General features: G+C 63.4%; 11 protein-coding genes. 6 read left to right on the top strand and 5 right to left on the bottom strand.

Going from position 1 to position 13,904, the window contains the following annotated elements; all coding sequences use genetic code 11:
• The first annotated feature begins 403 nt into the window (after positions 1 to 403).
• Both ACMGDM_RS11570 and ACMGDM_RS11565 read left to right on the top strand, forming a co-directional pair.
• Positions 404 to 640 carry a hypothetical protein gene (locus ACMGDM_RS11570; RefSeq protein ID WP_436804289.1) on the top strand — a complete coding sequence of 79 codons (237 nt, stop codon included), beginning with the start codon at positions 404 to 406 and terminating at the stop codon, positions 638 to 640.
• Between the two features lie 2,186 nt (positions 641 to 2,826).
• Complete coding sequence (locus tag ACMGDM_RS11565; RefSeq protein WP_436804288.1) at positions 2,827 to 3,078, top strand: hypothetical protein; 252 nt, start codon at positions 2,827 to 2,829, stop codon at positions 3,076 to 3,078.
• A 519-nt stretch (positions 3,079 to 3,597) separates the two neighbouring features.
• Here ACMGDM_RS11565 and ACMGDM_RS11560 read toward each other — a convergent pair.
• The 3 genes from ACMGDM_RS11560 to ACMGDM_RS11550 all read right to left on the bottom strand — a co-directional run bounded on the left by ACMGDM_RS11560 (position 3,598) and on the right by ACMGDM_RS11550 (position 5,802).
• Entirely contained in the window at positions 3,598 to 4,341 is a 744-nt protein-coding gene (locus ACMGDM_RS11560; protein WP_436804287.1) for an alpha/beta hydrolase family protein, read from the bottom strand.
• A gap of 165 nt (positions 4,342 to 4,506) precedes the next feature.
• Entirely contained in the window at positions 4,507 to 5,217 is a 711-nt protein-coding gene (locus ACMGDM_RS11555; RefSeq protein ID WP_436804286.1) for an outer membrane protein, read from the bottom strand.
• A gap of 414 nt (positions 5,218 to 5,631) precedes the next feature.
• Entirely contained in the window at positions 5,632 to 5,802 is a 171-nt protein-coding gene (locus ACMGDM_RS11550) for a hypothetical protein (protein WP_436804285.1), read from the bottom strand.
• 427 nt (positions 5,803 to 6,229) lie between these two features.
• On the opposite strand from ACMGDM_RS11550, the gene ACMGDM_RS11545 reads away from it, so the two are divergent.
• The gene (locus ACMGDM_RS11545; protein WP_436804284.1) at positions 6,230 to 7,189 is read left to right on the top strand and encodes an IS481 family transposase; all 960 of its coding nucleotides are present in this window, start codon (positions 6,230 to 6,232) and stop codon (positions 7,187 to 7,189) included.
• Positions 7,190 to 7,761: 572 nt separating this feature from the next.
• Positions 7,762 to 7,968, top strand: coding sequence for a hypothetical protein (locus ACMGDM_RS11540; protein WP_436804283.1), 207 nt, complete (start codon positions 7,762 to 7,764; stop codon positions 7,966 to 7,968).
• A gap of 686 nt (positions 7,969 to 8,654) precedes the next feature.
• On the opposite strand, the gene ACMGDM_RS11535 is transcribed toward ACMGDM_RS11540, so the two are convergent.
• Both ACMGDM_RS11535 and ACMGDM_RS11530 read right to left on the bottom strand, forming a co-directional pair.
• Complete coding sequence (locus tag ACMGDM_RS11535) at positions 8,655 to 10,118, bottom strand: CehA/McbA family metallohydrolase (RefSeq protein ID WP_436804282.1); 1,464 nt, start codon at positions 10,116 to 10,118, stop codon at positions 8,655 to 8,657.
• A gap of 119 nt (positions 10,119 to 10,237) precedes the next feature.
• Positions 10,238 to 12,649, bottom strand: coding sequence for a TonB-dependent receptor (locus ACMGDM_RS11530; RefSeq protein ID WP_436804281.1), 2,412 nt, complete (start codon positions 12,647 to 12,649; stop codon positions 10,238 to 10,240).
• A gap of 422 nt (positions 12,650 to 13,071) precedes the next feature.
• Here ACMGDM_RS11530 and ACMGDM_RS11525 point away from each other — a divergent pair, with 422 nt between their 5' ends.
• Positions 13,072 to 13,437, top strand: coding sequence for a DUF7010 family protein (locus tag ACMGDM_RS11525; RefSeq protein WP_436804280.1), 366 nt, complete (start codon positions 13,072 to 13,074; stop codon positions 13,435 to 13,437).
• A gap of 278 nt (positions 13,438 to 13,715) precedes the next feature.
• On the top strand, positions 13,716 to 13,904 hold a 189-nt coding region (locus ACMGDM_RS11520), incomplete at its 3' end, for a hypothetical protein (protein ID WP_436804279.1).

Below are 13,904 nucleotides of genomic sequence, written 5' to 3'. Positions count from 1 at the left end.
TCGTGTCGAGGACCCAGAAGCGGTCATTCCGGGCGCCTCGCCGGCCTCCCGGATTCGGTCGCTCGTTGATGTCCGTGTTCGATATCCCTAGGCGCTTCGCGCAGTTGCCTGGCTGGCCCGCAAGCGGGCCGAAACGGACGTGGCAGCAGGAATGCGTGGGGGTACAGCAGGCATGATCGGCGGCGTTCGCAAAGGGGATGGGAACACCGAGGCGGAGGTACCTCCGCCGTGCTGTTTGCTTGTGAGGCACGGCCGATGGCCGCCCGGCTGTGTGGCTCCTTGCCCAGTCTGTCTGTTGTATTTGCTAGCGTTATCGCTCATATAGGTCGCATCGCTGGCTCCCTTTCGTAAGCGCCAGCGGCTGAGAGACCCCGCGCTCCCGCTTACGCGCGGAGTGAAATGGATGAACCTCGCAGAACTTCATCGGCGGCAACAGGTATCCGTGGGCAGAGCAGCCGCGGCCGCTTCGCCCGAAGCTCAATCGTCTCACCGGCGCTTAGCCACCGGCTACGCCGATCGCATCAAGAATTTCGACGAACAAATGGAGGAGCGGTCCACTCTTCGTCATTCTTCTGTCGTGAGCGCATCTGCCAGCGTTGATGCCATCCTCGCTGACCCGGCTTCGGAGCAAGAGCTTTGATCTGGCTTCTAGTCGGGCTGAGCATCATCTGGCTCGTCCCCATTGTCCTGATCGTCACGCTTTATATTAGCTCATTAACGTCGACGCGAGCACGTGGGTGGCTTCTGCGACACCTCGTCTCGTGACGGAGACGTCCGCCGGGCAATCCTTCGCGACGCTGAACGCAAAGCGACATCACGGCCCTGCGAAGTGGCGTCTTGATGGGACACACAGGCGATAAGCTGGCGCAGATGCTTGGTCGTAAGATCGTCGATTTGCGGCGTATGCCGCTAAGGCTATATCTGACGCTCAATTCATTCGGGGTGACTTAGAAGCCGATCCTCGCGCCTGAGATTGGCGATCGGGGAGCGAGAGGTTTAAAGGCATGACAGAGGTGGATAAAGGTTTGGACAGGGTTTCCAGGCCGAAATGCCGGTGACGTCCTGCTCATTATAACGGCAGCGACGTGCTCGGCATCTTCAGCGAGAGACGTTGAGTCGGGCCGCGAAGCACCCGAAGGCAAGCTGAGCGAGAGCTTGGCGACAACATCAAAAATTAGAGTCTTAGGCAGGAGGACCATATGGCAAAGAGTCAGCGCAAAGGTAGCAAAGAAGCACGCAAACCTAAGAAGCCGGGCCCTGAAAAGCAGAACGCGTCCAATCCCTCGCTCAAGGGCGCTTCACCCGCTTCCACTACGAAGAAGACTTGAGTCTGCAACCCGCCCATCGGAGAACATCATATGTATCCCTCAGCCGCGCTATGCCGGGCCCAAGAGTCTCTCCAGAGGAGGCGAGCGACGGGAGCGCCGCTCGCGAATGTTCGTCAGCTAGCCCAAATCGCCGCAAACGCGTGGGGCGCAGAAGCGCAGCTCGCCGAAAAGCGGGAGCAACGGCCGATACGGATTGGTGGTGGTGCTACCGGTACGGAAGCCGAGAAGCGCTGCCAGCTCGAGCAACTTGATCGAGCGCTCAGCGAAAACCCCGATCGCGGTTTGGCCCACGCTTGATCAAGCCATTCGAGCCTCACGGTGAGCTTTCATGGACACCCCCTGTCTGGAGGGGGTGTCTAACCGCGTCGGCCGAAACAGCCGGCAAGGCTTTCAGCGGCTGCGATCGGGTAACCCACGAAGGCCGAGGTCGGTCAATGCCATGACAGGGGTTCGCACCACTAAAACCACGGTGACTTTTAGGTCGGCCTTTCGACTAACCGGGTTCGACGGACCCGAGCCCGCCGGTACGTACGACTTGGAAGTCGATGAGGAGATTATCGAGGGAAATGACCGGACGGTATACCGGCGCATTGCTACCCTCCTCATCCTACGCGGCGGCGGTACCACACGCACAATGACCGTAAATCAGGCGGATCTTGAGGCCGCGCTCGCCAGAGATCGTGAGTGAAGGAGGGAGGCAGTGCTTTGGGATGATTATGACCCAATTGCAGACGTTTAGCGCTGCCCGGGCACATCCCAATTTTGGCCATCTGTTCAGGTTCGCTGAAGGGCTTGATGTCGGGGTCAAGCATCGTTGTAGGCCACGGCAAACGCTGCCGCAGCGAGTTAGCGGCGGCGGCGTTTACGCGATCGATTGTTAGCGGGGCGTCTGTGGCGAGCTGGCCGACGTACCCTGCTGGCTGCCCGCTCCCGAACGGGCCGAACGGTGCTTTCCTCGCGAACTGGTGGCACGGTGGCCAGATCGACGCGAGTTCGCCGAAGCGCCGGTGCCGCCTTGGCCGCTCGTCGAGCCGGCGGAAGTGGCGCTTGCACCGCCAGTGCCGCTGCTGCCCTGACTGCCGCTCGAACCGCCAGTCGTGCCGCCCATCGTCGATCCGGCCGAGCCGCCTGCGCCCCCCGATCCTCCGCTCGTCTGCGCTGTCGCGCTTGTTGCAAGGCCTGCCGCTGCCACGGCAGCTATTATAATTGTCCAACGCATGATCGATCCTCTCAGTAAAGTCAGATTAGAACGAGCCAAGAGTGATTGCTGTCCTCCTAGCTGCAGTTTTATTTCACGGATCCAAATCGATCGTCGACGTGAACGTTCAGTCGCGTGAGAATCCATTAGTTTTTTTCAATAGCTCGACTGCGCAGTCGATTTATTGAGTCGACTAGCCGTCACTGATTTGCCGCCATGCCCTTTTGAACGACATGATCTATGTTTCTGCTCGCAGCGAAACCTGGATGACTCGCGTTTGATGATCATCGGAGAACAAACATGCCTATCGACGATCCAGACGCTCGAGCTCCAAGCGGCGCCGCCTCAGCAGCACGGCCCTTCAATCCCGATGGTGGGGAGGACGAAGCTAGTACATCGCAGGACGGTGACGAGCGGCACCTCCACGGCGATCACAAGCCCTTAGATCGACAGCAATCCGGTGCGGACGCGGTCGATGACAACGATCCGAATAAAACCGAGAAGCTGGCCAAGGCAGGTCGCGACATTGACCCTGATGCGGGCGCTGACTGATGACGATGGATGCGGCTCGGGTATTCCTTTCTCGACTTTTCCGCTCCACGTCCTCTCGATCGAAGGACGCTGACATTAGCGACCGCGACACAGGCCGAGGTTCAGGGAACGCGTCGCCACAATCGGGCGCGCACTCCAAGCGTGCAGATCCTGGGCAGGATCAGAACGGCGCTAACAAGTTGACTGTCCAAGCCAGCGGTGATGGCATCAACAAGGGCGCGCCGGACGGTGTGTCCGCGTCGCCCAGCAAATCAGAGGGCGCCAACATCCAGGGGCGATCAGCTGGCGGCGAGAGTGGCGGAGGAGCCTACCCAAATCCCAAGTCTGGCAAGGCGGGGACGAACAGTGGCTTCATGGGGCATGGTGGGCAGACCGACATCGGGTACCATGGTGGCGAGCAGGCCGGAGATAACGGCGGTACGACGGCAAATGCTACGACCCGCGGCAAGGATGATTATGCGGGGTCCAAACGCTCCCGCTGAGGCACCCCTAAGGCGGCCAAGCTGCAGCGCACGAGAGCTAACGCCGACTCTCGAATGCCCCAAGCCAATCAAGCAGGATCTCCTGAAGCACGATGCGGGAGTTCGAGTAGCTGTGATCGTCGGCAACATGCGCTCGTCGCAATAGGGCGCCGCCGCGCTCTTTGATCGCGCCGGCAAGCGCATCGCTTCCGTAGGCGAAGCCATCGTCAGAGCTGATCAGGAGGACAGGCCGGGTCTCCAGCGCCGCAGCGTAGGAGCTGAGCGCCCAGTCGCTCGCGCGATCCCGCGCCTCTCGCGCAAGCGATCCCGGCGAGGTGCCGGCGAGAATATGCAGTCCAGCGCCGACCCCGACGTTCGCGTCGATCGCGCCGATGTCGCGGCTGCTCCCCCGTCCGAATGCCACGCCTAGATCGACGCCAGACAATAGCGCGGCGCCGAGCACCTCCGGATGAGAGGACGCCACGTTTGCGGCGACGAATCCACCCATGCTGTGGCCCACCAGAACAATCCTAGCCGGATCGATACGTAGTTTGCCCTCACGCCCTTTCTGCTGAAGCCACGCGAGCGCCGCCTCGGCATCGTCGAGGCAATGCGCGAAGCTGAAGCTGCCTGGACCGCCCCAGGAACCACGATAGTGGATCGTAAGAACGTTCCAGCCCAAACGTCGCATCGCCTGTGCGCAGTCGACGTTCTGCTCATTGCCTGGGAGCCCATGCAGCAGCAGAACGCAGGGGTGCGGCCCGGCGCCTGCCGCTACGTAAAGAACAGCGTTCAAATTCACGCCGTTGCTCGGTATCGCCTGGGCCAGGGTCTCCGCTGGCCAACGCCGATCGCGCGGCGGATCGCAGGCGAGTACATTATTCGGGTCAGGCAAGAGATTGGATGCTCTCTGAGAAGTGGCGGGGGCAACCGTTATGCGGTCTATCCCCTCCCCGCCTGTTTCGGCTCAGAACGTGAACCGTAGACCGGCCTCGAGGCTGTGCGACCGGAGGCCTCGAACTCGAACGTCCCCGATCAAGGGAGCCTCGAAGCTGGCGCTTGGCGTCGCGAAGTACCGATAGCCGAAGGACGCTGTCACGTGGTCCATCACGGGCCCGCTCAATCCCGCCATCGCCTGATATGCAAAGACGGTCTTGCTACCGGAGAAGGTGCCGAGACTTGGCAGTGTGCCACTGCCGCCAAGGCTGCCAGCTCCCACCTCGCGCGCTCGGAAGCGCGAGGCTCCGACACCACCTCCGAGATACGGCCTCACAGTGCCAAGCCCAAGTGCCGGCTCCAAGTACAGGTTGCCCATGGCACTCAGCGCGGAGACGCTGCCGGTGCTCGGAACGCGGATCCCAAGAGCACTGGCGCCATCTACCGAGGCGCGGCGGTAGCTTCCTTCCAGCTCAGCACGGAAAGGCCCGGCGTGCCCTCCAACGGCACCAAGCGCCATGTAGCCGTCGTCGAGCTCAGCCGACACGCCCGCATTGGTGCGGAGGCGCTGACTAAGCACTAGTCCGCCGGACACTGCCACGTAAAGGCCCCTATCGCCGAGCGCAGATGAGCTCGCGGACGCAGCGTCCTCCTCGGGTCGGCTTGCGCTGTCTTGGGCGAAAGCTGGAGAGGCGACAATTGAAAGCGCAGCAACTGCCAGGGCGTAAGGCCAGATTTTCATGATCAGCTTCCTCGGCAAGTTGCCAATCAAGGCTAGTTAAGACAAATCCACTGCGGATCTAGGTGGTCCTAGAACCACCGACCTCACCAGCTTCTCCGGCCGGGCCAAAAATTTCTAGCTAAGATAGGTTGTTCGCCAACGCGCCAAACCAGCGTGATGCCTTCGCCATCCACCTGCCCGACCAGCCGGGACTCAATCCGCGGCAACTTGCCTCGTTCGGCAAAGCGGACTGCCGGTGCGGGTACCGATTAAGTACGCTGCAGTCGGCGGGCGCGGGCTGATCGCAAAGCCTTCGACCGGCCTACCGCTTTCAACTCAGGTCTAGGCATTACTCGATCCGACCAAGCCCAGGGAGATCTGACACCGACACCACCGCCCAAATGTAACAATCAGGCGAGACATTCTCCGCCTCGGTCACGATCCCGATCGCTGTGGAGCAGCGATCATCGCCTCGATCAGCATCACGCGTGCATCGTCCCGCGCTAGACGCAGCATCAAGCGCTGGTTGTCGCCATCCCCCGACCGCCCGGCGATCTCGCGACAACGGGCGGCTTCCTCTCGGAAGGGAGCCGGATCGTCTGCCATCTTGCCGAAGATGCCTATTGCCGGACGGTAGCGCCATCGGGGCCCGGCCGCCTTCGCATCGGACGATGTTGGGAATCAGCGCTCAACATCAGAAAGTCGGACCGAGACGGAGGCAACCTCCGCCGCGATGTCTTCTATGGCGACAACAAAACGACCCGACCTGAGCCAAGCGCCCCTTTCCCGTGACAGCGACGTTACGCATTCTCCAGCCGGTTCGCTTCAGGAGTACCTCTGCCGGACCGGAGCGAAGCCCGCTTGCCTCCCTCGAACTGACGCAACGCTCATGTCGAGTTTGCACGCTTGCGGCCCTCCTTTCTCGAGCCGATGGACCCAGTTCCGGTCATTCACAGGCATTTCAACTCTCCCCTAGGTGTTTGATCCCACGGTTTAATGGTGCGATCCTTTCGTTGGAATGGAAGGATGCCATATGGGACAGGTACGTCATGGGTGCGCCACGACCACGCACGCCGTCCGAGCAGCAATACAGCGATCGCAAGCTTCGCTCGCGACGCTGAGCCGTGAGCTGGGGATCAACCCGAAGACGGTTGCGAAGTGGCGTAAGAGGACGACCGTCGAGGACCTGAAGACCGGGCCGAAGGCCCCTCACTCCACCACTCTGTCCGAGGCCGAGGAGGCAGTTGTTGTGGCGTTCCGGCGGCACACGCTGCTGCCGCTGGATGACTGCCTCTATGCCTTGCAGCCGTCGCTCCCGCACCTGACGCGCTCAGCGCTGCATCGTTGCCTTCAGCGGCACGGAATCTCCCGTCTACCCGACATCGGAGACGACAAGCCGAAGCGGCAACGCTTCAAACGCTACCCCATCGGCTTCTTCCACATCGATATCGCTGAGGTGCAGACCGCCGAAGGCAAACTGTACCTGTTCGTCGGCGTCGACCGCACGAGCAAGTTCGCGGTCACCCAGCTGGTCGACAAGGCTGACAGGCGCACAGCGTGGGAGTTCCTCGAACACCTGCTGAAGGCCGTGCCTTACCGCATCCACACCATTCTGACGGACAACGGCATCCAGTTCGCCGAGCAGCCTCGTAACCGCAACACCGCTTGGTCGCGTCAGATGCGCTTCGACATGATCTGCGAGGTCAACGACATCGAGCACCGGCTCACCAGACCGAACCATCCGTGGACCAACGGACAGGTCGAACGCATGAACCGGACGATCAAGGAGGCGACCGTCAAACGCTTTCATTACGAGAGCCATGACCAGCTCAGGACGCACCTCGCCGACTTCATGGCCGCCTACAACTTTGCCCGCCGGCTCAAGACGCTCAGCGGGCTCACGCCCTACAAATATATCGCCAAGATCTGGACGTCAGAGCCAGACCGGTTCATCGTCGACCCGATCCACCAGATGCCGGGACTAAACACCTAGACGGCGACGGCGACGGCACCGATCAATTGAGCAACGATCGAGGTCTCCCCTCAACGGGCGGAGCCTCCGCTCCCCCGGCTATGAGGATCAGGCCGTCCCTACGCCGCAGTTTCAAATCGGCGCGGCGAGACTTAGTCGCGCGAGCGCAACTAGTCAGCCTGCGCAATTGCCGAATGGCCCTCCCATGTCATTCAGCGCGCTCGTTATGGTCGTCAACAAAAATGCGGAACTTCTAGCGCTCCGTTTTGCGGATGGTCAAGTTAGCGCAAAGTCTTTTCAGAGCCAAACCCGGTTCGCCCGCCAAGGCCGAGCGCGCCTTGCGAGCCGGCCTGATGCTAGTGTTCTGAAGGAAATCTCGTGTATCCGGACCAGCAGCTGGGCTTAGCACAACTTAGCGACTCGGAAGTGCGTGAGATGCGTAGGCTTGGGATCACGCGCAAGCCGATCGATTCATATACGGTAGGTCAATATCGCTATAGCAATCTGAGCGAGGCGCTTGCTGAAGGTAGGCGGCGCTATTCACCGCAGGATAAAGGGGCATCGGATTATTTATCGTTCCTGGGGAACCCCTGATGAAGGTCTATCTACTCGATATGATGGTCAGTGAGTTCACCCCAAATCTCGATTTAAGTGTAAGTAAATCGGTTACTATCGTCGACAATATCGCGAACAAGGTCGAGTGTGAAGGGCTGAAAGCCTCCGTGCTCGCCGCGGCAGGTATTGAGAATGGCCCTGAAATAGATGCCGTTTGCCTAAGCGTGGAAAAGGCTGCCCCTTGATGCGATGTGACAGGGAGAACAGCCATCGTTAGCTGCTGGGTGCGAATCAGCCCGTCGCCTTCAGATTTTAGATGATTGCGGTGGTCCCCAGGCCCCCTCTTAGTAAGACGACTCAGCACGGTTCTCCTACGCGCTCGCATGTCAAAGCTCGACCACCTTGGATGTCTCTCTTGCGTGACCCACACGCTGCCGTGATCATGTCTGCATCGCGTCCAGCGCTTGAAGGAGCGAGGCATGCAGGTTAACGCTGAGGGTGGAGACACGGAGGCGGAGCGTGCCCAGATTCACTTCCTAGCGGCGCTGCTCGACGAACTGATGCGCGCGGTACTCGCGGCCGGCGTCCTGACGTAAGCTGAGCTGAACGAGGTTAGAGGGCGCGGCAGCCGAGCGAGCCGGTGGTGCGCCCCCAGGCGTGGTGACGTGCTCTTAGAAGTTCGGTCGGCTCCGGTACGATCTTCGATGGTCGCAGCCTAGCTGGCGAGGACCTGGACCCCCGCCAGTGCGGCGGCGCCATGCCTTCTCTCTTCGCTGAAGACCCAAAGTCGGTCGTTCACCGCGCGGGAGATGCGTCCCGAAAGCGGACATCTGTTCAGGATCAGACGTGTGTAGGAAGCGTCAGCTTCCAAGCGAAACCACTCTCCCCGTCAGTGGATACAGCCCGCTGCCCGGGCCTCGCCGCCGTGCGATTATTCTATCGTTCGGCCGCACGGGGCTAGATAGATGGCATTGCCGATCAACAATGGCGCGCCGTCTCGCTCGACAACCGCCGCTAGCCACTTCGTCGCCGCGCCCGTGCCCAGCGTCGTCGTGAACGTTGCGTCCGCGTCGCTAATTTTCATCGCGCTCATCTCCCCCCGACCGCCGAGCAATCTGACCGTGGCACCGACACCACCGATCACGTGCGTACTGACGTGGACAGAGCCGCACAGCGGCAAGCTCCCTCCCATCGACGCACTCACCCCGCGGGCGGTCGCGGTAAGATCGAGCAGGCGCTCCCTTGTCCCGTCGACGTCGACGAACGCGCGGCCCGCGCGGATGCCGTCGAGGATAGCCCGCGTCGACAGCTCGCTCGCCTCGATCACCGTGGTCGGACGCCCAACACGCGACTGACCGGTCACGCCATCAGGATCGTGGTTATCGCTCCCCGCGATCGCCGTGACACGATCCCCGGCATCGAGCCGCTCACGCCACCGCGTCAGCCCCGTCATGGGGCCGGTGGTCACCGCGCCGTTGATCACCTCGATCGCTTCGACCTGGCGCCAGTCGGTGTTTGGCCATGTCCAGCCGCACCCCATGCAGCGCTCGCCCGAGGGCAGACCGGGGTGGTTGAGCGACAACAGCGCACCGGCGGCGTGCGCGTCCCGCTGCAACGCCGCCACGCCCTCGCGTTCCGCGAGCCGAAAGTCGACAAAGCGCGTTGGCGCGAAGATGTTGGCGTGACCATGGAAGGTGGTAAGCTCGACGCCGGGTATCAGCAGCAACGGCGCGACCCACGGCTGGAGTTCGCGCAACGCGGAGAAATGCGCAACGGTGTTGTGGTCGGTCACCGCGATGAAATCGAGCCCCGCCGCCGCAGCTGCGAGGACGGTGCGGAACAGCGGACACGGCACGCGCGCGGGGATTGCCCCGGCGGCGGTAACGCGGGTTGCGCAGGAGCCGTCACTGTTGGCGTCGTGGAGGTGCAGGTCGCCGCGGTACCAGGCCCGGCCGGTACGCAGCGGCGCGCCCTCGGCCTGGGATGCGGCGGCGCGCCCGCCGGCGCGGTCGAACCAGAGCTTGACACGGTAGCGGCTGCGTGTGCCGGCGCGGATGTTGGGTACGCCGAGCATCACCTGCCATTTGCCCGCGGGGAGCGGGCCGGCGAGGTAGCCCGGCGTCGCGTCGGTGGTGGCCACCGTCACCCGGTCGCGCGCGCCGCCGCTCCAGCCGCGGAAGCGCGTCGGGTCCCACAGGCCGAGGTCGACCACCGTGTGTTCCGCCTTGTCGTAGCTAAGCGCGAGCGTGATCCGCCCTACTCCCTGGGGAACGGTCACCGGGACAGCGCGATAGGTCTCGTGGTCGTCGCGGGTGAGCTCGCCCGTGAGGGTGATGTCCTGAGCGCGCGCGACCTGCGGGGCGAGGAGGAAAAGAGCGAGGAAGGTCAGGAGCAAGCGGCGCGCGCCTTGCCCCTTACCGCGAGGCCGCGTGCCGCCCTCCTCCTTCCAGAGCGAGTGCCATGACACCCGGCGGCGCGGGCGACGTGAGAGACGGGATCGCGCCACGCCCCCGCTCAGAACCGCACATCGACCGCGAAGCGCACGTTGCGCCCGAGGATCGGGCGGCCGATGAAGAGCGAGTCGGTCGCCTGGCCGCTGGTCAGCTCGCCCGCACGCGGGTTGCCCTCGGTCAGGCCCAGCGCGTTGGTGAGATTGTCGCCATAGGCCCAGAGCGACACGCGGTCGGTCAACGCGAAGCGTGCGCTCGCGTTGAGCACGGTATAGGCCGGCAGCTCGGAGGTGTTGGCCGCGTCGGCGTAGCGCCTGGTGTAATGCTCGACGTCGCCCTGCACGCGCAGCCGATCTCCCAGCAGCGTCACCGCCGGGGTGGCGCGCAGCGCCAGCTTGGGCACGCGGAGCAGCTGGTTGCCCGAATAATCGCGCGGCGTCAGCGTCGTGCCCGACAGTTCGTTGTAGCGCAGGTCGCGGAAGGTCGGATCCTGCGCAGTGGCATTGAGCGTGAAGTCGAACCAGCGCACCGGCCGCACCGTCGCCTCGAACTCCAGGCCATAGGCACGCGTGTTAGTGTAGATCGTCTGCTGCGTGTAGCCGCCGGTCGCGGCGTCGAACTGGAAGTTGCCGATCGAATAAGCGTCGAAATCGGTCAGGAAGGCGGTGGCGTAGGCGCTCAGCAGCGGGTCCGAATATTTCAGCCCCGCCTCGTACAGGCGGATGCCTTGGGTGCGCGGCTGCGCGGTGGCGCTGGTGATGAAGCTGCCGACGCTCGGCAGGCGGAAGGCCGAGGTGTAGCGCGCGAAGACACCCGCCACGTCGGTGAACTGCCAGTCGACGCCGATGGTCGCGCCGACCCGGTCGAAGGTGCGATCGAAGCCGACGAACTGGCCGCTGCCGGTGAGCACGTTATTGTCCGCCAGCGTCGCGGGGTCACCGAGGTTGACGCTGGTCGATCCCTCCTGCGCGCCGTCGGTCTGGACATGCTCGTAGCGCAGCCCGCCGTCCAATCGCACGCTCGGCAGCAGCTGCCACTCGTCCGAGGCATAAACCGCCCAGGTCGTCTGCTGCCCGCTGCCGTCGGCGAACTCGGAGCCGTAGCGCGACACGCCGTTCTGCGTCGCCGCGCCGACCACCTGCCCGGCCGCGTTCACCGCGACGAAGTCGAGCAGGCGCGAGTTGTCCGACACGTCCTGCAGCGTCGTCGCCGAATAGCGCCGGAAGGTCTCCTTCACGCGCGCGAGATAGCCGCCGATCGCGACGTCGTGGCTCTGGCCGAACAGCTCGAAGCGGCGGCTCAGCCGCAGGTCGTCGAGGAACTCGCTCTCGATCACCGTCACCGGGCGCGCGCTGTTCTCGAACACGAGCCCGTTGCCGTTCTGCGCGGCGAGGTCGAACGCCTCGCCCGTATCGGTGTAGCGCAGACGCACCTCGCTCGCGCCCGGGTAAGCGGCGAGCAGCGCAGCGCGGCGCGAGGCGACATAGCTCGCCGCGGTCGCGATCGAGGCGGGGTAGACGCCGTTGCGCACCGTGTTCGACGAGCGGTAGCGCGCGTTATTGGTCAGCTTGAAGCCGTCGCCCATGTCCCAGGCGGCGAGCACGGAGAATTGGTCGAGCCGGATGCTGGTGCCATCGGTGTTGTTGAAGTTGATGGGGCCGTTGGCGGTGCGCAGCGTGAGATAGGCCGAGGCGCGGCTGGCGGTGGTGCCGTAATGCGGGTCGAAACCCGGGATCCCGGTGACCTTGCCGTCGCGGTCCTTCGTGAGCGGGATGCCGGTGTAGAAGATCGCGTTGTCGTCAAGGTGCTTGTAGCTGAGCGTCAGCTGCGCGTCGCCAAAATCCTTGGCGAGATCGGCGCGCACCTGCCCGCCCTTGTTGCCGGTGTAGCCAGGATCGCGAACGCCCTGCTCGTTGCGGTAGAAACCGCCCACGCCGAGCGTCCAGCCGTCCGCCAGCGGCGTGCCGACCCAGCCGTCGAAGCGGAAGAGCTCGGCGGTCGGCCCGTAGAGCACCCGCGCGTTGGCGCTGAGCGTGTCGCCGGGCTTGCGCGTGATGTAATTGACAACGCCGCCAGGCGCGTTGGAGTAAAAGATCGAGGACGGGCCGCCGCGCACCACCTCGATGCGCTGCACCGACTCGTCGATGCGATAGGCCTGGTCGGCGTTAAGATAGCCGAGCGCGGGATCGTGCTGCACCGGCAAGCCGTCCTCGAGCAGATTGATCGAGCCGAAGCCATCGACCGGAATGCCGCGCGCGCGCACGTTGCCGCTGCCCTCACCGCCCGACGCCTCGACCCAGAAGCCGGGAACCGACTTGAGCGTCTCGGTCACGCTCGATGGCGCACGCGAGCGGATCGCGGCGTCGTCGAGCGTGGTAACCGAGTAGCTGGTCTCCAGCTTGGTACGCTCGCCGCTGCCGGCGCGACCCGTGACCACGATCTCGTCGCCCTCGGAAGATGCCGGCTCGCTGCCCACGGGCGCCGGTGCGGTTTGTGCCCGCCCTGAGGCCGCCGCGAGACAAGCAGCACCAGCACATAGCGACCCGAACACTCTAGCTCTCATCATTCTCACCCGTGGCGTATCTCAATCGCTTGCGGGCGGATAGGACACAGGCATGTCACTTCCGAGACAAGCACATCGAACAGGCACGAACGGCCCGACCGCTTCGGAGCGGTCGCAGACCGCACCCGAAGCGCCCACATCGCGATGTCTCCCAGGCGGCAGGAACCAAGTACTAGCGACCGCAGGCAACTGCGCGCTCCCCGACTCCGGCCGATCGTTCAGCGAGGCGATCCGCCGGCGCAGACCGACGTAGCTTCTGTTGACAGGTGCCCTGCCGTTCGATTTTCTACGGTCAGAAGGAACCACCGATGAACGTGGATGCAGCACAATGAGACATGGCGGCTGCCCATGCTGGCGGTGCGCCCGGCGTGTTCGTGTCCGGTGTGGCCTGGTTCACGGCGGGGCTGGTTGGGGTGCGGCATAGACCGCACGCGGCCTTCGCCGTGCTTTTTATCGGCGGCATGCTCATCGTACCCGGCTCGTTCCTGATCGAACGCGTGCTGTTTTACACGGGCAAACCGGCTCCCGGCAGCCCGCTGGAGCGGCTCGGCCTAGAGAGCACGGCAGTGCTGTTCGCGGGCATCATGATCGCTTTTACGCTGCTGCACGCCGCACCGGACCTCGCCTTTCCCGCTTTCGTCGTCTCGGTCGCACCATTTACGGTGATGCCGCGTATTGGGTGCTCGGTGGTGCGCTGGTAAACGTCGGCATGGTGTCGCTGATGCACCTCACACCTCTGCCGGTCACGCCAGTGCTCCTCATTGGCATCGTCGAAAGCGCATTCGCGCCCGTGCTGTTGCTCCGCGGGAAGGAACGCATAATGGCGGAACTACAAGCTAGGCATATCTCCGCGGATCTACCGCCTGAGCCAGCTTCATGCTGCTGTTGCAGCGTGATGTTGGAAACTACCTTACCGCAAACAAACTGCCCTCGAAGAACATCGAAATAGAACCGGTACGGAAGGAGGCGACGCAAAGCGGTGTTTCGCACCCCGAATATCAGCTATTTGACCGAGGACTTCGATACACGAACCCGCGGCATCGACGCGGTGCTGACCTATGCGCACGCGGTCGGCGCGGGGCGCGTCAATCTGAGCCTCGCCTACAATTACAACCAGACGCGGGTCCGCAGCGGTACCAGCGCCGCGATCACCAACGCCACGCAGCGG

It is taken from the genome of Sphingomonas larreae (assembly GCF_051400595.1).
Lineage (GTDB): Bacteria > Pseudomonadota > Alphaproteobacteria > Sphingomonadales > Sphingomonadaceae > Sphingomonas.
The sequence above is the reverse complement of the archived record's forward strand: the minus strand, read 5'-3'. Positions and strand labels throughout refer to the sequence as shown.